At 56.3% G+C, this 18,337-nt stretch carries 17 protein-coding genes and 1 pseudogene; 12 read left to right on the plus strand and 6 right to left on the minus strand.

Going from position 1 to position 18,337, the window contains the following annotated elements; genetic code table 11:
- Positions 1–191 precede the first annotated feature (191 nt).
- A complete protein-coding gene (locus CFU_RS01520) occupies positions 192–1,514 on the minus strand; it encodes a hypothetical protein (RefSeq protein ID WP_050808447.1) in 1,323 nt (440 codons plus the stop codon).
- 136 nt (positions 1,515–1,650) lie between these two features.
- A complete protein-coding gene (locus tag CFU_RS01525) occupies positions 1,651–2,553 on the minus strand; it encodes a LysR family transcriptional regulator (RefSeq protein ID WP_014004285.1) in 903 nt (300 codons plus the stop codon).
- Positions 2,554–2,653: 100 nt separating this feature from the next.
- Between CFU_RS01525 and CFU_RS01530 the strand changes: the two genes are divergently transcribed.
- The gene (locus tag CFU_RS01530; RefSeq protein WP_014004286.1) at positions 2,654–3,271 is read left to right on the plus strand and encodes an FMN-dependent NADH-azoreductase; all 618 of its coding nucleotides are present in this window, start codon (positions 2,654–2,656) and stop codon (positions 3,269–3,271) included.
- A gap of 42 nt (positions 3,272–3,313) precedes the next feature.
- Here the strand turns inward: CFU_RS01530 and CFU_RS01535 are convergent, their stop codons facing one another.
- Positions 3,314–4,351, minus strand: a complete 1,038-nt coding sequence (locus tag CFU_RS01535) for a LacI family DNA-binding transcriptional regulator (RefSeq protein WP_041741068.1) — start codon at positions 4,349–4,351, stop codon at positions 3,314–3,316.
- Between the two features lie 455 nt (positions 4,352–4,806).
- On the opposite strand from CFU_RS01535, the gene CFU_RS01540 reads away from it, so the two are divergent.
- The 7 genes from CFU_RS01540 (at position 4,807) to CFU_RS01570 (ending at position 13,673) form a co-directional block, all read left to right on the plus strand.
- Positions 4,807–5,946 (plus strand): ABC transporter ATP-binding protein, encoded by a 1,140-nt coding sequence (locus CFU_RS01540; RefSeq protein ID WP_014004288.1) that lies wholly within the window; start codon positions 4,807–4,809, stop codon positions 5,944–5,946.
- Positions 5,947–6,010: 64 nt separating this feature from the next.
- Positions 6,011–7,978: a beta-galactosidase gene (locus CFU_RS01545; RefSeq protein ID WP_041742910.1), complete on the plus strand. Its 1,968-nt coding sequence runs from the start codon at positions 6,011–6,013 to the stop codon at positions 7,976–7,978.
- Between the two features lie 52 nt (positions 7,979–8,030).
- The gene (locus CFU_RS01550) at positions 8,031–9,269 is read left to right on the plus strand and encodes an ABC transporter substrate-binding protein (protein WP_014004290.1); all 1,239 of its coding nucleotides are present in this window, start codon (positions 8,031–8,033) and stop codon (positions 9,267–9,269) included.
- Between the two features lie 119 nt (positions 9,270–9,388).
- A complete protein-coding gene (locus CFU_RS01555; protein ID WP_014004291.1) occupies positions 9,389–10,321 on the plus strand; it encodes a carbohydrate ABC transporter permease in 933 nt (310 codons plus the stop codon).
- A gap of 10 nt (positions 10,322–10,331) precedes the next feature.
- Positions 10,332–11,183 carry a carbohydrate ABC transporter permease gene (locus tag CFU_RS01560; protein ID WP_014004292.1) on the plus strand — a complete coding sequence of 284 codons (852 nt, stop codon included), beginning with the start codon at positions 10,332–10,334 and terminating at the stop codon, positions 11,181–11,183.
- 372 nt (positions 11,184–11,555) lie between these two features.
- A complete protein-coding gene (locus tag CFU_RS01565) occupies positions 11,556–12,413 on the plus strand; it encodes an SDR family oxidoreductase (protein WP_041741069.1) in 858 nt (285 codons plus the stop codon).
- Positions 12,414–12,482: 69 nt separating this feature from the next.
- Entirely contained in the window at positions 12,483–13,673 is a 1,191-nt protein-coding gene (locus CFU_RS01570) for a DUF2252 family protein (RefSeq protein WP_014004294.1), read from the plus strand.
- A 21-nt stretch (positions 13,674–13,694) separates the two neighbouring features.
- Here the strand turns inward: CFU_RS01570 and CFU_RS01575 are convergent, their stop codons facing one another.
- Positions 13,695–14,255: a membrane protein gene (locus CFU_RS01575; RefSeq protein WP_014004295.1), complete on the minus strand. Its 561-nt coding sequence runs from the start codon at positions 14,253–14,255 to the stop codon at positions 13,695–13,697.
- A gap of 204 nt (positions 14,256–14,459) precedes the next feature.
- Between CFU_RS01575 and CFU_RS01580 the strand changes: the two genes are divergently transcribed.
- Together CFU_RS01580 and CFU_RS01590 are read left to right on the plus strand one after the other, a co-directional pair.
- Positions 14,460–14,963, plus strand: coding sequence for a DUF421 domain-containing protein (locus CFU_RS01580; protein WP_041741070.1), 504 nt, complete (start codon positions 14,460–14,462; stop codon positions 14,961–14,963).
- Between the two features lie 750 nt (positions 14,964–15,713).
- Positions 15,714–16,139, plus strand: coding sequence for a PRC-barrel domain-containing protein (locus CFU_RS01590; RefSeq protein ID WP_041742911.1), 426 nt, complete (start codon positions 15,714–15,716; stop codon positions 16,137–16,139).
- A 149-nt stretch (positions 16,140–16,288) separates the two neighbouring features.
- On the opposite strand, the gene CFU_RS01595 is transcribed toward CFU_RS01590, so the two are convergent.
- Positions 16,289–16,660, minus strand: a complete 372-nt coding sequence (locus CFU_RS01595; protein ID WP_014004298.1) for a winged helix-turn-helix transcriptional regulator — start codon at positions 16,658–16,660, stop codon at positions 16,289–16,291.
- A gap of 114 nt (positions 16,661–16,774) precedes the next feature.
- On the opposite strand from CFU_RS01595, the gene CFU_RS01600 reads away from it, so the two are divergent.
- Both CFU_RS01600 and CFU_RS01605 read left to right on the plus strand, forming a co-directional pair.
- Positions 16,775–17,509: an SDR family NAD(P)-dependent oxidoreductase gene (locus CFU_RS01600; RefSeq protein WP_041741072.1), complete on the plus strand. Its 735-nt coding sequence runs from the start codon at positions 16,775–16,777 to the stop codon at positions 17,507–17,509.
- 71 nt (positions 17,510–17,580) lie between these two features.
- Positions 17,581–18,180 (plus strand): NADPH-dependent F420 reductase, encoded by a 600-nt coding sequence (locus CFU_RS01605; protein WP_014004300.1) that lies wholly within the window; start codon positions 17,581–17,583, stop codon positions 18,178–18,180.
- A gap of 86 nt (positions 18,181–18,266) precedes the next feature.
- Here the strand turns inward: CFU_RS01605 and CFU_RS25475 are convergent.
- Positions 18,267–18,320 (minus strand): annotated as a pseudogene (locus CFU_RS25475) (hypothetical protein); the annotation flags it as partial.
- Positions 18,321–18,337 lie beyond the last annotated feature (17 nt).

An 18,337-nucleotide genomic window follows, 5' to 3' on the forward strand; every position in this document is an offset into this window, starting at 1 on the left:
CGTGTGACCGCTATGTCGACGCCAGTCGTGGCGAACTTAATGTAAGCAAATCTACATGCAAGTTAAGGATTTTGGTATTCCACCGCACCCACGTCGATAATATTCTGAACCCGGGCATGTCCGTTGAAGTCAGCTTCGCCATTTGGAGGAATGCCACTGGATGAAAAATAACGCAGCCAGATCGGCGATGTCTAGCCGGTGACATTTGCGCTGACTGCGCCGACATCAATAGCCGGTGACGTACTCTGTGTGCTCAAATCGCCAGTGGCTGCAGATACGTATTTTGGATCCGCAACAATTCTTGTACCAGGAAGATTGGAAGATTCGGTACTGGTTCCCCACCAGAGATTCTTGCCCCATACATTTTGACTGTGGCCGGTGCCGGCGTCGTCGTAACTTTCGTCGGCCGAGCCTTTGCCGAAAATAATGTTATTGCTGAAATTGCTGTACGTAACCTTGAACTGAAATGTGATTTCAGTTCCCCAGCCCTTGTTTTTATAAAACGAATTATTGTGCACGTTGATGCGCCGCGATCCGCCTGTTGAACTTGAATAACCGCCTACCGACAGCCCGGCGTCGCGATTGTTGAAAACAAAATTGTTCATCATCATGATATCTTCAGTTGCCTTGCCGGCGTGTTCACTCGCAAACTCGAAACCTATATCGTTGCCTGTCGAAATATTGCGTTCAAATACGATATAGCGACCGCCGTCAACATAGAATCCCGCTGCCGATCCTTGTCCGCCATACCATGGATTTTTTACGCTGCTGTTATTCGTTGCCGTGTTGCCTCTGACGATGCCATTGCGCGCCCGGTCCTTTTCCCCGCAACTGGCGCATTCGTTTTCATATCCGATAAAGTCGAAGCCAATATTGTTATTGCCGTGCACGTCGTTGTTGAGAACTTCGAAGCGATCAACATTGCCATTAACAACAAGCGCTTCACTCGCCTGCAAGACATTGTCGTACACCTCGTTTTTTTTTAAAAGCAGGTCGGTAATGCCATTGGCGTGCGTGCCAAATACGGCCAGGCCATGCGCTCCCACGGGACAAGGATCCTTGCAAGTGCTGGTGTTCTTGATACCGTGAATCTTATTTCCGAGAATCTGGATATTGGAGCCGTAACCGGTCACGAGAATGCCTACCGGCGTGTTGGAACCGTTGTAGGTGAAATTGGCGATTTCAAATCCATCGATCTTGATATAGCTGGAATTTTTGATGGAGATCAAGCCTTCGCGACCCGCGGGAACAAGTCCCGCGCCGGTGATGACCGCGCCGGCATCACCTTTGATAGTGATGAAATTATCCGCGTTGCCGTTCTTTCCGGAGATTACAATCTTTTGATTGTAGGTGCCGGCCTTCACTTGCACGATGTCGCCGGCAACGGCTGAATTGACTGCGGTTTGAATCGATTGTCCAGGATTGACGATGATGGTGGCCGCTTGCGCTCCGCCAAAAATATTGGCAATCAGGATCCCGCTGAAGAAAAATGATTTCCTGGCTACATGTTTCATGCGAATTTCCCTTTGCTTTGATTTAGATAGATTATTCAACACTGAGTGAACGATGTCTCAATCGTCATTGCCCAATGGAGCTGCATGATTCAACCGGCCAATGTCTTAGTCTATATGCTCGCGCATATGTGCCAAGTCAGCTAATGAAGAGCCGCTGACGCAAGTCGTTCAAAAGCCAGGTTCCGACCGGTCCAAGAGGTTTGTCGCGGATATGCGCCGCATATATCAGTAGGCGCGTGCCGGGCACGATTTTTTGATCCTGGGTTTCCAGAAGCATTAATCTTCCGTCTTTTAACATCGGCTCTACGATGTGTTTCGGCATCTTGCACCAGCCGAGTCCCGCCAAAAGAAAATCAAGCCGTCTTCCATTGTCGACGAAGCGCCATAGCCTGGGGCCGACGACACCGTAATTCGGTCCATCTTGGGCGATAGGGTCAGATAAAACCAGCTGGACATGCGCTGCGAAGTCTGTCGTTTCAAGCGGTCGATCGATCTTGGCCAAAGGATGATCGGGAGCCGCGACGGGCAGCAATTGCAAGTCCATCAATGGATACGCCATCAGGTCGTCAGGAACAGACGGCAGCAAGAGACACACGCCCAGCGTGGCGCTTCCTTCGCGCAGCCGGCGTTCGGCGCCACCTAAACCTTCCGTCCGGAAAGTCACGGGGACATCAATGTAGGCCTCGCGCAAGGCGCGCAGGCTTGCGATCAGCGGTTGCGAGGGGATCAACGGGTCGATTGCCAGCGGCAGCTCGGCTTCCAACCCGGCGCGTGATCCGAGCGCGAGCGACTCAAACCGTTCCGCACTGAAAAGCACCAAACGCGCCTGATCAACCATCATTCTGCCAATCGCGGTAAGGCGAGGCTTGTGTTCGCTGCGGTCGAAAAGGATGACCCCTTGCGTATCCTCAAGCGTCCTGATCATTTGACTGATTGCCGACTGCACCCGTCCCAGGCGTCGCGCGGCTGCTGAAAAGCTGCCTGAGTCGGCAATGGCCACCAGCACTCGCAGCTGATCCAATGTGAGCGAACCTATCAATCCATCACCTCAAATGATAAATATCATCACATTTTAATCACTTCCGCGAATACTTTCCAGGCATTACGATGGCGCATCCTTTTTTTACTGGAGTTGAAAAATGACGAATCTTCTTGTGATTGAGGCGAGTCCACGGGGCAAGAATTCTGTTTCACACAACATGGCCGCTGAATACGTTGATGAATGGCGACACGCTAACCCCGATGGCAAGGTTATCCGGCGCGACCTTACGCACACTGCCTTGAAGTTCACGGACGCGCCTTGGCTCGCCGCGTATTTCACGCCGCCGGAGAAACAGTCAACCGAGATGAAAGATGCGCTGAAACTATCGGACGAGCTCGTCGAAGAGCTTTTGAGCGCTGACGTTGTCGTCATCGGCACGCCTGTCTACAACTACAATGTCCCGGCTGTTTTGAAGGCTTGGTTCGACCATGTGGTGCGGAAAGGCATCACCCTTGGTTTTTCGGGCGAAGGACTTTTGAAAGGCAAGCGTTGCACGGTCTTGCTAGCTTCGGGCGGTGTCTATACGGTGGGGTCGCCGATTCGAGAGCGAGACATCGCAACGCAGTGGCTTCGCCTCATCTTGAATGTTCTCGGCATTGAGAATGTCGAATTTGTACCGGCAGGCGGTACAAAGGTGATCGACCTGGGTGAACAGTCTCGAGCCGAATATATGGAGCCGATAATCCCGTTAATCCGAGAGGCCGTGAATCCGTAAGGTCATGGGGCGTCACGTTGCGTACAGGCGGCGCTACCTTTTTTAATCAGCGCCGCGGAGAGGTGTGTCAAATGGCGCCGGACCGGTTGAGGCGCGTTCTATCAATTGCGGCGTTGCCGTGACACGCATTGCGGCCGGTTGGCCCGGCTTGCCGATCAGGTCGAGCAGCAGAGCGACAGCCATTTCGGCGGCGCTGACCGTGGGTACGGCCACCGTCGTCAGGGCCGGACGGGAAAGGCGCGCCCATTGAATGTCGGTGATGCCGATAATCGAAATATCCTGAGGCACCTTCAATCCCATATCAGCCGCGGCGTTTAACGCGCCAAGCGCCGGCAGATCATTGCTGGCAAAAATGGCGGTCAGCCGCGGATGCGCTTCGAGCAAGGCCTTCGTGCTTTCATAACCGGCTTCTACCGAGTCTTCGATATAACGGGTCCGGTTCTGCGGATGTTTTTGTCCCGCTGCAGCGCAGGCGGACAGATATCCCTTGTAGCGTTCGGCGTGTATGCCGTTCATCTTGCTGCCGACCAGCGCGCCGATATGCCGGTGGCCCAAGCCGATGAGATGGCGTCCGGCAATCGCGCCCGCTTCAAAAAAATCCACGGCGATGCACGGCAGTTCAGGTGGCGCATCCAACTTTTCCCACATGCAGAGCACCACCGGAGCGCCACGCTGCTCGGTTTTCTTCAGGTCGTCGATGGACAGGTTGGCATTCATCACCAGCACGCCATCGGACAAGGTGCCTGCGATCTGGTCAAGATAGGCGCGGCCGGTTGCGGGATCGTCATTGGTGTTGCAGACAATCAGAAATCGTCCGTTGGCGCGCGCTGCGCGTTCGGCGGCTAGTGCAAATTCGGGATAGAAGGGGTTCGCAATGCTGGACACCATCAGGGCCAGTGTCGGCGCGCATCCTTCCGCCAGCGCACGCGCGGTGAGATGCGGACGATATCCCAACTGTTCGACTGCCGCGAGAACGCGCAGGCGGGTCTGCTCGCCGACCTTGCCGCGTTTGCGCAGGACGTTGGAGACTGTCGCGGACGTCACGCCGGCCAGGTGGGCGACTTCAGAAAGGGTGGGCATGGAGTGGAGGAAAATTTGGGCTCTCGTATTCAACCGTCTATCATCGACGTTGTCAACGTGGATATCGGTATGGACTGAAGCGCCAGGCCGATGACAGCGCTCTGGGCCGGAAAATGTTGTTGCAAACCCACCGTTACGCTGCGCCGCAATTTCGATTGCACAGAAAAAAGAAGGTTGGTATTATCAAGCGAAACGATCGACACCAACAGCGTGATTCTCAGAATAACAATGTGGAGACAACATCAATGAAGTTAAAAAAAGAGCAGCGCCATTTTTTTTGCAGCAATAGGTTAAGCGCTTAACCTTTTAATCTTTTCCCCATTCAAACCAGGCGGCATGCAGGCCATCAGCTGGTTCAAGCCGATTGAACGGCTGGGATCGCGGCGCTGACCGACCTTACTTGTTTGGGCAATTTCACAGTCTAGTTTTGTCAACTTCCGCAAGGAAAGGGACCTATGGCCAGCATTTCTTTGCGTTCGCTGCAAAAATCCTATGGCAGCGCCGCTCCCATCATCCGCAATGTCGACCTCGAAATCGGCGAGCATGAATTCTGTGTATTTCTGGGCCCGTCCGGCTGCGGCAAATCTACTTTGCTGCGCATCATTGCGGGCCTCGAAGATCCGAGCGAGGGCGAGCTGCTGATCGACGGCAAGCCAATGAACGATGTGCCGTCGGCGCAGCGCTCGGTGGCCATGGTGTTTCAGAGCTATGCGCTGTTTCCGCACATGACGGTATTCGAAAACATGAGTTTCGGTTTGACCCTGGCCAAATTGCCGAAGGCGGAAATCGAACAAAAGGTGAGGGAGGCCGCGCGCATCTTGCAGCTTGAAGAACTGCTGCAGCGAAAGCCGAAGGAATTATCCGGAGGCCAGCGCCAACGGGTGGCGATCGGTCGCGCCATCGTCCGCCGGCCGGGCGTGTTCCTGTTCGACGAGCCGCTGTCCAACCTCGACGCTACCTTACGCAGCCAGACTCGGATCGAGATCGCGCGCTTGCATCGGCAATTCGAGCGCGCCAGCGTGATTTATGTGACGCATGACCAGGTCGAAGCGATGACCCTGGCCGACCGTATCGTGCTGCTGCACGCCGGCGCCGATACCGCGGCTTTCGGCAGCGTTGCGCAAGTGGGTACGCCGATGGAGCTGTATCACCATCCGAAGAATCGTTTTGTCGCCGGCTTTATCGGCTCGCCGCGGATGAACTTCATACCGGCAGTGGTGACCCGTATCGGTCTCGGCGAGGTGGCGGTGCGGCTGCCAGATACAGACGAAACAGTGCAGGTGCACGCGTTCGATCAGTCGTTGCAGCAAGGACAAGCGGTGACGCTAGGCATTCGCCCCGAACATCTCGACAGCAGCGACACGGCATCTGCCGGTCTGACGCGGGAAGTGATCCTGGTCGAACGCCTGGGGGAGCAGACCTACGTCCATTTGGAGCAGCCGGGCGGCCAGCCGCTGGTCGCCAAGGCGCCGGGAAACACTCCGATACAGCGCGGCGAGCGCTTGCGCTTCGGCATTCCCGCCGCCTGCGCTTTTCTGTTCGACGCCAGCGGCGTCGCCATTGCCAAGCCTGCGGCTGTGGCAATGGCTGCCTGACAGGCGTTATCACATCAAATATAACAACGACCACAGCAACGATCACAACCACGGAGTGAGATTCATGTCGATACGATTAGGGGTTTGCTATTACCCTGAACACTGGTCCGAAGAGATCTGGAGCAGCGATGCCCAACGCATGACGGCGCTGGGCATCAAGCAAGTGCGCATCGGCGAATTCGCCTGGAGCCGGATCGAACCGTCGCCGGGAGAATATCAATGGGACTGGCTGGACCGCGCGATCCAGGTGCTGGCCGATGCCGGCCTGGAAGTAGTCATGTGCACGCCGACGGCGACGCCGCCGAAGTGGCTGATTGACCAGCACGCGGATATCTTGCCGGTAGATGCCAACGGCAGGGCGCGGGGTTTCGGTTCGCGCCGCCACTACGACTTTTCTTCGCCGTCGTATTTCAAGGAATCGCAACGCATCGTCACTCTCCTGGCCGAACGTTATGGCCGGCATCCGGCGATTACCGCCTGGCAGGTGGATAATGAATACGGTTGCCATCATACCGTGGTGAGTTATTCGGCCGCGGCGCAACAAGGGTTTCGCCGCTGGCTGCAGCAGCGCTACCAGACCGTAGACGCACTTAACCAGGCCTGGGGCACCGTATTCTGGAGCGCCGAGTACCGCAGTTTCGACGAAATCGATGCGCCGGTCGGTACCGTGACCGAAGCGCATCCTTCGCATCGCCTGGATTACCGCCGCTTTGCGTCCGATGAGGTGGCGCGCTATAACCGCATGCAAGTCGAGATACTGAGAGCGCACGCGCCAGGACGTGTGATGGTGCACAATTTCATGCAAATGTTTACCGAATTCGACCACTATCCGGTGGCGGCCGATCTCGACGTCGCCAGCTGGGACAGTTATCCGCTCGGCGCCCTGGAGGAGTTGTGGTTCGCGCCGGAAGTCAAAGCCCGCTGGCTGCGCACCGGCCATCCCGATTTCGCGTCGTTCAATCACGATTTATACCGGGGCATGTCGGCGCAACCGTTCTGGGTGATGGAGCAGCAGCCGGGACCGGTGAACTGGGCGCAATGGAATCCGAATCCTCTGCCGGGCATGGTGCGCCTGTGGAGCTGGGAAGCCTTTGCGCATGGCGCCGGCTGCGTCTCCTACTTCCGCTGGCGGCAAGTGCCGTTCGCCCAGGAACAGATGCATGCAGGCCTGAATACGCCTGATAATCGCCTCGATGTCGGCGGCCATGAAGCGCAGCGCGTGGCCGAGGAAATACAGCAGGTCGAGCTGGCGGCGGGAGCGCTGCAGCAACCGCGCGGCAAGGTCGCGCTGCTGTTTGATTACGCCGCCAAGTGGCTGTTCGAGATTCATCCGCAGGGGGCGGATTTTCATTATCCGCAGATCGCCTTCGAATATTATTCCGCCTTGCGTTCGCTCGGCTTGGATGTGGATATTGTTCCGCTCAGCGCAAAGCTTGATGACTACGCCATGATCGTGGTGCCGCCGTTGCCGGTGCTGCCGGCCGACCTGGCCGCCCGCCTGAAGGCGAGCGGGGCGCAGGTATTGTTGGGACCGCGTAGCGGCTCCAAGACCGAGTCCGTGCAAATACCGGCCAATCTGCCGCCAGGGCCTGTGCAGGAAATACTGCCGATGCGCGTATGGCGGGTCGAATCGATGCGGCCCAATATAAGCGAACCGGTCGAGTGCGGCGGACGGCACGGTAAGGCATATCACTGGCGCGACCTGATCGAGGCCGGCGACAATGTAAAGGTGATCGCCGCCTTCGGCGACGGCCATCCTGCGATAGTGCAACATGAACGCGTGCACTATCTGGCCGGCGTGTTCGACGCCGATTTCACCTGCGATTACTTCGAGCGCACTGCGCTTGCTGCCGGCCTGGCGCCGGAGCGCTTGCCGGAAACCTTGCGCATCAGCCATCGCGGCGGGTTGACGTTCGCTTTCAACTACGGGAGTCAGTCGTGTGTTGTGCCGCACGGCGAGCATGCTGAATTCATTGTCGGCGCCAGCCCGCTTGCGGCACAGGGAGTCGCCATCTATCGCAGTCGGAATTAAGAATTTGGCAAGCAGATTGTTTTTTATGAACCATAATAATTAGGAGACAAATATGAAAAAGCTGTTTTGCACGAGTTTACTGGCAGCCTTGCTGGTTTCAGCATTGGGTTCGGCTGCGGCCGGCACCCTGGCCGTGAATATCGCCTACAAAGGCGCCAGCCAACGCGCGGTGTGGCAATCGACGCTGGACGAATTCAAGAAGGCCAACCCGGATGTCGATATCAAGGCCGCATTCGTGGAAGAGGAGGCGTACAAGGTGCAACTGCCGGGCTGGCTGTCGACCCAGGCGCCGGACGTCATCAATTGGCATAACGGCGAGCGCATGGCGTTTTACGCCAGCCGCGGCTTGCTGGAAGACCTGAGCGAAGACTGGAAGAAAAACAAATGGGACGAGGTCTATGCCTCGACCAAGGATGCTTCGTCTTACAAGGGCAAGCAATACGCGCTGCCGACTGTATATTATTCCTGGGGCTTGTTTTATCGCAAGGATGTGTTCAAGACCGCCGGCATTGCCGGAGAACCGAAAACCTGGGAAGAGTTGCTCGACGCCTGCAACAAATTGAAGGCGGCCGGCGTTACCCCATTCGCGGTCGGCGGCCGCGATTCCTGGACCTTGGCAGGCTGGTTTGATTATCTGGATTTGCGCCTGAACGGCAATGTTTTCCATCAGCAGCTGATGGCCGGTGAAATTCCTTATACCGATGCGCGCGTTAAAAAGGTGTACACCGCCTGGAAAACCCTGATCGACAACAAGTACTTCATCGATAATTCGCTGTCTTACGATCTCGACGGCGCCCAGCCGTTCCTGTTCCAGGGCAAGGCGGCCATGATGCTGATGGGGACTTTCATCGCCAAGGGATTTCCGCCAAAACTGGCCGCCAACATGGGATATTTCCAGTTCCCGATCATCGACGCCAAGATTCCTACCGCCGAGGACGGCCCGGCAGAATCGATCCATATCCCGAGCAAGGCGCGCAACAAGGTTGACGCCCATCGTTTCCTCGCCTTTGTCGGCACCCCGGCGATCAGCGCCAAGCTTGCAGAAGGGCTGGGATCGTTGCCGGCCAATAGCAAATCGCCGGAACCGACTGAATCGATTTCACGCATCGGCTTCCAGATTCTGTCGAACACCAAAGGCGGCATCGCACAATTCTATGATCGCGACATGACCAAGGAAATGGCGGACGAGGGCATGAAGGGCATGCAAAAATTCATCAGCGATCCAGCCAAGCTCGATGAAGTGCTCAACGAACTTGAACAAAGCCGCAAGCGCATCTACAAGAAGACCTGAGCTTGACCGATAACGGATGCTCGTCAGTATCCGCGAAGGGGCAAGCGCTGGAATGCCGTGCGGTTGCCCCTCGTGCAACATTTTTTGTACCGTAAACTGCTCATCGGGAGTCGATTGCCATGCCCGCCCAAACGCCTGCCATTACGCCAGCAAGGCCGCAGCCCTCCGATCTTGCGGCGGCCGGCAAGCCGCGCCGCCGCAGCACCGCCTCCAGAAGGAACCGCGCCGCGATCTGGTTCCTGGCGCCGGCCTGCCTGATGACGGCGGTGTATGTGCTATATCCGATCTTTTACACAATTTATCTCAGTTTCTTTAATTGGGACGGCATGATGAAACCCGAGTTCATCGGGCTGGCGAACTATGTCGAGATGCTGCACGCACCGACATTTCATGTCGCGTTAAAGAACAACCTGACCTGGCTGCTGCTGTTCTTGCTGGCGCCGCCGGCCGGCCTGATCGCGGCGCTCTACCTGAATCAGAAAGTGCGCGGCATACGCTTGATCAAGGCATTGTTTTTTGCGCCCTTTGTTTTGTCGGGGGTAGTGGTCGGGCTGATCTTCAGCTGGTTTTACGATCCGACGTTTGGCTTGCTGACGCTCTTGCTGGGGCATGGCGTACCGGTATTGGGAGACCCGCGCTATGTCACGTTCGGCATCATCTTCGCCGCGCTGTGGCCGCAGACAGCGTACTGCATGATCCTGTTTCTCACCGGGCTGACCTCGATCAACGCCGACCAGGTAGAGGCGGCGCGCATGGAGGGAGCCAAAGGCTGGAGCATGCTGCGCTATGTCATTCTGCCGCAACTGAGGTCAACTACCTTCATGGCGTTTGTGGTGACCATCATCGGCGCACTGCGCAGTTTCGATCTTATTTCCGTCATGAGCAGCGGCGGTCCCTTCGAAAGCTCGACCGTGCTGGCTTATTACACTTATGACCAGGCCATCAAATACTATCGCCAGGGCTATTCGGCGGCGATTGCCGTCACGCTGTTCGCCATCATGCTGATCTACATCGTTTATCAATTGCGCCGCCTGCTGCGCGACGAACGCTAAGGGAGTTGCCATGTTTCCCATGCCCATAGAAAAATGGAAGGCGTCCAACCGCATCCTGTACAAACTGTCGTTGCCGGTCGCCTTGCTGATATGGCTGCTGCCGATATTGGCAGTGCTGGTGACTTCGGTACGTTCGACCGACGAACTGATGGAAGGCAATTACTGGGGCTGGCCTAAAGATTTCGCCATGCTGGCTAACTATCGCGAGGCGCTTACCGCGTCGCCGATGTTGCATTACTTCTGGAACAGCTGCCTGATCACGATACCGTCGGTGATCGGCGCCATTGCATTGGCCGCCATGGCCGGTTATGCGCTGTCGACTTACAAATTCCGGGGTAATACGCTGTTGTTCGCCACCTTCGTGGCATGCAATTTTGTGCCGCAACAGATCCTCATGATTCCCGTGCGCGAAATCTCCGTGTCGCTGGGTTTGTTTAATACGGTGAGCGGCCTGATCCTTTTCCATGTCGCCATGCAAACCGGCTTTTGCACGCTGTTCCTGCGCAACTTTATCAAGCAATTGCCTTACGAAATGATCGAAGCGGCGCGCATCGAGGGGGCAGGCGAGTGGACGGTTTTCTATCGTATCGTGCTGCCGCTGATCAAGCCGGCGCTGGCGGCGCTGGCAGTCCTGGTTTTTACGTTTGTCTGGAACGACTATTTCTGGGCGTTGTGCCTGACCCAGGGCGACGATGTGGCGCCGATCACGGTTGGGGTGGCGGCGCTCAAGGGACAATGGACCACCGCCTGGAATCTGGTCTCGGCCGGATCGGTCTTGGCGGCGATACCGTCGGTACTGTTGTTCTTTCTGATGCAAAAGCAGTTTGTCGTCGGTCTTACGTTCGGGGCTAGCAAGGGCTGACTACGCGCCGTTACCAAAAGAGCAGCTGGCGGCGACCAAGAAAAAATAATGCGGCCGGAAGCGGCGGTTCGCCGCATCCCCATGCGATATCAATTCAGAAAGCGGACCGGGAAGATGACATATTGACCAGACTGCCGGCGCATTGTGGCCTATCGAAAAAATGCCACCTCTCATCATTTCTTACAAGAGAACAGCGTTTTATCTGATTTTCTTTACCCGCATCCAGGAATAAATTGACGTTTCCGAATGTCGTTCGGCGTTGCTGCCGATCCGCTTGGCATCGGCCCGGGGGCAATACAGCCAAGCACCGGCCGATCTTGTGCAAGTTATTTTCAAGCAGAATTTCCGATTCAGTTCCTGGAGAACCTCATCATGGGCGCCATATACACATTGCATCCGCAGCATCAATCGCATCAGCCCGGCTCCGAAGCGGCCATGGAGCCCACGCCTCGATCCGATCCCCTGGCCCGTAAGACTGGCGGTAAACTCGCCGATAAGGTTGCGCTGATTACTGGCGGCGACAGCGGCATCGGCCGCGCTATTGCATTGGCTTATGCGGCAGAAGGCGCCAGCGTCGCAATTGTGTATCTGGATGAGCATGCCGACGCCAAAGAAACCATGTACATGGTCGAAGAGCTGGGCGGACAGTGCCTCTTGCTCGATGGCGACGTTGGCGATGAAAATTCCTGCATTCGCATGGTCGAGCAAGTCATTGCAAAATTCGGCAGGCTCGATATCTTGGTCAACAATGCAGGCCAGCAATTTCCACAGGCGCACATCGAAGATATTTCCGCGGAACAGCTTGAGAAAACTTTCCGCACTAATATTTTTTCCATGTTTTTCATGGTCAAGGCGGCAAAACCTTATTTGCGCGCCGGCGCCAGGATCATTAATACCGCATCCGTGACCGCTTATCGCGGCAGCGAGCGCCTGCTCGACTATTCAGCAACCAAAGGCGCCATCGTGGCGTTCACGCGTTCGCTCGCGCAACAGTTGCTGGAGGATGAAATCCATGTGAACGCCGTTGCGCCAGGTCCGGTCTGGACACCTCTGATACCGGCAAGCTTTTCGGCTGACGAGGTAGCGCGCTTCGGCAAGGATGTCCCGATGAAAAGGCCGGGGCAGCCGAACGAGGTGGCCCCCTGCTATGTATTCCTGGCTACCGAGGGGGCGTCTTACATGAGTGGCCAGGTGCTGCATCCGAATGGCGGTGAAATAATCAATGGCTAAGACTGGCGGATTCCTGCAATTCATTTGTTTGCCGCAGGAATGCCGCTTTGACCTTAAAAATTCATTTCCATGAAAATCCCCGAACCAGGCGATCGCAAAAAAGAATTAACGGCGCGCCGAAATCAGAAAATGGCGCGATCCTTGCACGCCTATATGCGAGGCACTACGGCGCACTATTACGAATGGTTAAATGGACAACGCAGCGATCTGCTGCCGCGTGGCCCGGATATCTGGATTTGCGGCGACTGCCACCTGGGCAATCTCGGACCTCTGGCGAACGCCAGCGGTCAGGTCGACGTGCAAATCCGCGATTTCGATCAGGCAGTCATCGGCAATCCGGCATATGACCTTGTCCGGCTGGCCATGTCGCTTGCCGCAGCTGCGCGCGGTTCCATGCTGCCGGGGATAGTTACCGTGCATATGCTTGAACATCTGATGGAAGGTTACGAACAAGCTCTTATCCAGCGCGGCAAGCGCACTGTCGTTCAAAAACCTGAGGAGATAAAGACCGCCGTACGGGGCGCCGACCAGCGCTCATGGAAAAAAATGGCAAAGCAGCAAGTCATCGATGCGCAACCCGCTATCCCCCTGGGCAAGAATTTCTGGCCGCTATCGCAGGATGAAAAAAATAGCCTGGCCACATTGTTCGAATCCAGGGAGGTACTGCATTTGATCGCCACCCTGAGGTCGCATGAAGATGACGGCAAGCCGAAGATACTGGATGCGGCGTACTGGGTAAAAGGTTGCAGCTCGTTGGGCCCCTTGCGTTATGCCGTATTATTGCAGACCAAAGGGGAAAAACCCTGCCTCATCGATATCAAGGAGGCGGTCCGGGCTTTGGCCCCCCACGCCGAGGATGCCGTAATGCCGCGCGATAATGCGCGGCGCGTATTGGACGGCGCCCGTCATCTGTCCCCGGCCTTGGGCAAGCGCATGGCTCCTCATCATTTGGCAGGGCACAGCGTATTTGTAAGAGAATTGCTGCCACAAGATCTCAAGCTGGACATCGATCAATTGCACAAAGAAGACGCTATCACGATGGCCCGTTACCTGGCCTATGTGGTCGGCCGGTCGCATGCAAGCCAGATGGACATGGCAACGCGCAAAGAATGGCGGCGCGAACTCGGACTTGATCGCAGAAAATCGCTTGCCGCGCCATCCTGGTTATGGAGTTGCGTTGTCAAGCTCATTGCGCATCAGGAGACCGGATATCTGGAGCACTGCCGCAAATATGTTTCAGGCGCCGAAACCAGACCTTGAAGCGTATCTGCCAACGTATGTTTAGTTTTTTTCGTCTATGTAGCATGGTTTGGACAGGGGATCGAAGTCACGCCAGTCTCCATCGGCAATTGTGCCATTTCCGCGCTCCATGTCGGTGGCTCCCAGCGCCTTCAATAATGCAGTCGCGGCGCTCTCCTGGCGATCGTCGGCCACTGCTACTGCGACGCGCATTCCGGATTTTCGTATTTCCTGGCGTGAATCGTTGTCTTTGGCATCCTTGCCGCGGCTATCCTTGGTGGCATCCAGGCTACCCACCAAGCCGCCAAGATGCGCGCCGACAAGAGAACCCAGCACCGGGCCAATGACAGGGACTACCGCAGCGCCGACGCCGGCGCCCATGCCTGCGCCGACCGCCGCGCCTGCGGCAAGTCCTGTGTCCGTCTTTTCGGCGCCGGGCGATTTGTCGCGATCGCCGCCGATAGGATAGATGTCATGCTGGCCGGCCGGGTTCAGATAGAAGCTGCAGATGGCCTCACGTGGATATCCGGCTTGCACCAGTTTAGAGACAGCGTAGTGGACATCGTCCTGGAGCTGGAATCTTCCAAAAATGATTGATGACATTATATTTTCTCCTCAATGATGAATGCATCTGAATACGGGTTCAATTACGGCGCCATTCCAGCAGTAAAATACCTATGCCAGGCATATTGCAATTCCCCGTTGCCGGTTTCAATAGTCTTCTCGCAGGCAGTTTGTCGCTGCCTTGCTTAACAATTTTTACCAGAAAAAATCCCTGTGAATGCATGGCGCATATCGGAGGAAAAAATGGAAATTCTTGAAAAAATATTTGGTTCCTCCAGCGATCTCACCGCGCTTCAAATGTCGGCAAGAGCTTTCCTTATTTTTATCCTTACTCTTTTTTTCCTGCGTTTAAGCGGCAGACGCTCGCTAGGCCACAGAAGCGCATTTGATTTATGCATCACTGTACTTCTGGGAGCCGTATTGAGTCGCGCTATTGTCGGTGCTTCGCCAATGATCCCTACTCTATGTGCGGGGGCAACACTGGTGATTCTTCATAGAGTGATCGCCTTCGCATGCAGAGAATCGAATTATTTAGACGACATCATCAACGGCTCAGCCCGCACCCTTGTATATCAAGGAAAAATCGATCGGCGGCAGATGAGAGCCGGCTTGATTACAGACGCCGATTTGTTTGAAGCCGTTCAAAAAAAAATTGGGAAAAAGGATCTCTCAAACATTGAAAAAGTGATACTTGAACGTAATGGGGAAATGACAGTAATTCCTCTGGCGCCGGGATCCAGTCGATAGCCTCTGCCTTCGAACACGTCTCCCGTTCCGCCGACATAACAACATAACTTCAAATTGGCTAACGTTCTGTACGCCAACCAACAAAAAACGCCTGTTATATTTTCAGTTTGTTTCACTCCGATCGCGCGGGAAATTAGTTCTTTACAAGCCCTCGTTTTTTGCCAAAAATAAAAAGAAAAATCTACGCTCAAGAATGGATCAGGCATTCATGTGACAGCACGCTGCGATAACCTCATGCATCGATATTGAAGAAGGAGAAAATCAAATGATGAAAAACATGCTCATTGGTCTGGCTATGACCGCAAGTATTCTAGCCGGCTGTAAAAGGAGCGACGATACTCCGTCAGCGCCGCGCACCGACGCGCCGCAGCCGCCAGCCATGACACCGGCGCCGGCGGCGCCATCCTCATCGTCATCGGCCGCCGGCACGTCAGAGGCCTCTTCGGACGCTAGTTCAATGGGCCGTTCGGGGGAGGCAAGCCGCTCCCCCAAGACACCTGGTCCGAATGCAGGAAGCTGATGCGGCTTTACATGACAACACACATCGCCACGTACTGCATTTTTAAAGTGCACTGACGCACAGACTCCAGTTTGATCAGACGCTATTCTGAATTCACGGTCATTCACCGCTCGCTTAAGGGGGTGACCGGAACCACCGGAAAAACGGAAACGCGATACTGCGCACCGTCAATTGACGGTCGCGGAAATTCACGAATGCGTAGTCTAATCATTTCAGATATGGAGAAAACCATGAGCCTCAATTATGAAGACCGTGACACTTACGGCATGTATAAAATCCATTCCAGCGACGGTCCTGGTCCAAGCTTGATGGGAGCTAACACGCTGGTCGGCAACGATGTCTATAACCGGCAGGATGAGAGTCTGGGCGACATCAAGGAAATCATGCTCGACGTGCAGAATGGAAAAGTATCTTACGCCGTACTGTCTTTCGGCGGTTTTCTTGGCATGGGAGAAAAATTGTTTGCCGTCCCCTGGAACGCGCTCACACTAGACCCAGCCAACAAGCGCTTCATCCTCGATGTGGGAAAGGAGCGACTGAAAGACGCCCCTGGTTTCGACAAGGATCGTTGGCCGGACATGGCGGATCAGAGCTGGACCCGGGAGATACATGCCTATTATGGGACGACTCCCGACTTGGATGACACGCGAATATAATGCGTGCGGTTCGCCTAAGCGGCGTGAATTTCTTGCACGGATCGCCTTTGCTCACGCAAAGGCTTTTTTATGAACGGTGCTAAACGAAACCGTCAGGATAGACCTGTTTTCCGGCGGGGCGTCAGACCCAGCGGTACTTCAGCATCCTGCTAGGGCAAAGTGTCGCGTTTGGCGAAGATGCTTGCCATTTCCGCCATGTGCTCGGTGCCCCAGGTGCACAGCGGGACGATCGCGTCAGCCAGGCTGCGGCCGAGCGGCGTCAGCGCGTAGTCCACGCGCGGCGGTACTTCCTTGTAGTCGGTCCGCACCAGCACGTGATCGGCTTCCAGATCCTTCAACTGCTGGATCAGCACCTTGTTGCTGACGCCCTGGGTCAACCGCTTGAGCTCGCCGTAGCGCTTCGGGCCGTCGCGCAGGAAAAACAGGACCAGCGGCTTCCACTTGCCCGAGATGATGCGGAGCGTGGCGTCGAGCCCGCAGGAGAAGCCGCCGGTACCGCAGGTTTCATGGGGTGTCGTCATTTTTTTGATGGTTACCTAAAAGTGCATACTTGACCTCAGGTTACCAGCGCCGCATAGTATCGTCAAGTAAGCAGTTTTCCTGCTTCCGTACAACTCCAAGGAAGGATGCACGATATGAACAGACTGAATGGAAAGACCGCCGTGATCACCGGTGGCGCTACCGGTATCGGCCGCGCCGCAGCAAAGCGCTTCATCGAGGAGGGCGCTTTCGTCTTCATCTTTGGCCGCCGGCAGGAAGCGCTCGACGCCGCTGTGGCCGAGCTCGGGCCTAATGCCCGTGCGGTGAAGGGCTCGGTCTCCGATCTGGCCGACCTCGACCGGCTCTACGCGGCGGTAAAGGCCGAGCGAGGAACCCTCGACGTCGTCTTCGCCAATGCCGGGGCGGGAAGCCAGCTTGCGCTCGGCAAGATCACCGCCGAGCACATTGACGAAACCTTCGACACCAATGTGAAGGGTACGATCTTCACGGTCCAGAAGGCGCTGCCGCTGATGGGCCAGGGCGGTTCGATCATCCTGACCGGATCCAGCGCCGGCACCACGGGCGCCCCGGCAATGAGTGCCTACAGTGCGAGCAAGGCGGCAGTGCGCAATCTCGCGCGGACCTGGGCGGAGGACCTGAAGGGAAGCGGCATCCGGGTAAACGTGCTGTCGCCCGGGGCGACAGCGACCGAACTCGCGAAGGAAGCGCTAGGCGAGGAGGGCCAGAAGGTGTTCGCCGCGATGACCCCGCTCCAGCGCATGGCCGATCCGGCGGAGATCGGCGCCGCGGCTGCCTTTCTGGCCTCGCCGGACAGCAGTTTCATGACCGCCAGCGAGGTCGCCGTTGACGGCGGCCTGGCGCAACTCTGATATACCACGCCCGGCCGGCGCTCCATTCGATATCCGGAGCCCGTAGGGCGTGCTAAACCCAAGGAGAATATATGAGCTACGCAATTATCGGCTTCGGCAATATCGGCCAGGCCCTGGCCAAGGCGTTTGCCCGCAACGGCATCGAAGTATCCGTTGCCACCACGCGCAACCCGGAAAGCTTCGCATCCGCCGCGGCCGCGATCGGACCCGCGATCATTCCCAAAACGCTGGCGGAAGCGGTCAAGGCGGACGTCGTCTTTTTAGCGGTCCGTTTCGAGTCGCACCAGGATGTCGCAAAGGCGCTGCCCAACTGGCAGGGCAAGACTATCGTCGATGTGACCAATGCCTATGGCGTGCCCCCTGAGGAACTGGGTGGACAACCTTCTTCCAAGGCCGTCGCGCAGGCCTTCACTGGCGGACGGCTGGTCAAGGGCTTCAACCATTTGGGCGCTGCCGTCCTTGACCAAGATCCGGCCGTACATGGTGGCAGGAGAGTCGTATTCCTGGCGAGCGACGATGGCGACGCCGTAGCGGAAATTAGTGCGCTTGCGGAAAATCTCGGTTTCGCGCCGATCAAGCTTGGCGGGCTTGCGGACGGTGGACTGCTTGTGCAGGCGCGCGGAAATAGCTGGGGACAACTGATCTTTAAGGACCTGGTCAAGTTCGACTGATGAATCGCAATCGCAAATTTCGGTGCGATGCCGCCTCTGTCGGCCAGGCGCGGACAGAGGCGGTAGCCCAGCTGCCGGAATAGGCTGAATACCGCATCGCTGTAAGTGCTGGTGTCGGAGATGATCTGCGTGGGTTGCAATTCGGTCTAAGGCCCGA

It is taken from the genome of Collimonas fungivorans Ter331, assembly GCF_000221045.1.
In the GTDB taxonomy this organism is placed as follows: domain Bacteria; phylum Pseudomonadota; class Gammaproteobacteria; order Burkholderiales; family Burkholderiaceae_D; genus Collimonas; species Collimonas fungivorans_A.

What these genes read in the sequence shown, in the direction of transcription:
- CFU_RS01580 (WP_041741070.1), top strand. Translation starts at nt 14,460, where the DNA reads ATGGAAATTCTTGAAAAAATATTTGGTTCCTCCAGCGATCTCACCGCG.
- CFU_RS01550 (WP_014004290.1), top strand. Translation starts at nt 8,031, where the DNA reads ATGAAAAAGCTGTTTTGCACGAGTTTACTGGCAGCCTTGCTGGTTTCA.
- CFU_RS01565 (WP_041741069.1), top strand. Translation starts at nt 11,556, where the DNA reads ATGGGCGCCATATACACATTGCATCCGCAGCATCAATCGCATCAGCCC.
- CFU_RS01595 (WP_014004298.1), bottom strand. Translation starts at nt 16,660, where the DNA reads ATGACGACACCCCATGAAACCTGCGGTACCGGCGGCTTCTCCTGCGGG.
- CFU_RS01600 (WP_041741072.1), top strand. Translation starts at nt 16,775, where the DNA reads ATGAACAGACTGAATGGAAAGACCGCCGTGATCACCGGTGGCGCTACC.
- CFU_RS01535 (WP_041741068.1), bottom strand. Translation starts at nt 4,351, where the DNA reads ATGCCCACCCTTTCTGAAGTCGCCCACCTGGCCGGCGTGACGTCCGCG.
- CFU_RS01575 (WP_014004295.1), bottom strand. Translation starts at nt 14,255, where the DNA reads ATGTCATCAATCATTTTTGGAAGATTCCAGCTCCAGGACGATGTCCAC.
- CFU_RS01605 (WP_014004300.1), top strand. Translation starts at nt 17,581, where the DNA reads ATGAGCTACGCAATTATCGGCTTCGGCAATATCGGCCAGGCCCTGGCC.
- CFU_RS01540 (WP_014004288.1), top strand. Translation starts at nt 4,807, where the DNA reads ATGGCCAGCATTTCTTTGCGTTCGCTGCAAAAATCCTATGGCAGCGCC.
- CFU_RS01570 (WP_014004294.1), top strand. Translation starts at nt 12,483, where the DNA reads ATGAAAATCCCCGAACCAGGCGATCGCAAAAAAGAATTAACGGCGCGC.
- CFU_RS01590 (WP_041742911.1), top strand. Translation starts at nt 15,714, where the DNA reads ATGAGCCTCAATTATGAAGACCGTGACACTTACGGCATGTATAAAATC.
- CFU_RS01545 (WP_041742910.1), top strand. Translation starts at nt 6,011, where the DNA reads ATGTCGATACGATTAGGGGTTTGCTATTACCCTGAACACTGGTCCGAA.
- CFU_RS01520 (WP_050808447.1), bottom strand. Translation starts at nt 1,514, where the DNA reads ATGAAACATGTAGCCAGGAAATCATTTTTCTTCAGCGGGATCCTGATT.
- CFU_RS01555 (WP_014004291.1), top strand. Translation starts at nt 9,389, where the DNA reads ATGCCCGCCCAAACGCCTGCCATTACGCCAGCAAGGCCGCAGCCCTCC.
- CFU_RS01560 (WP_014004292.1), top strand. Translation starts at nt 10,332, where the DNA reads ATGTTTCCCATGCCCATAGAAAAATGGAAGGCGTCCAACCGCATCCTG.
- CFU_RS01530 (WP_014004286.1), top strand. Translation starts at nt 2,654, where the DNA reads ATGACGAATCTTCTTGTGATTGAGGCGAGTCCACGGGGCAAGAATTCT.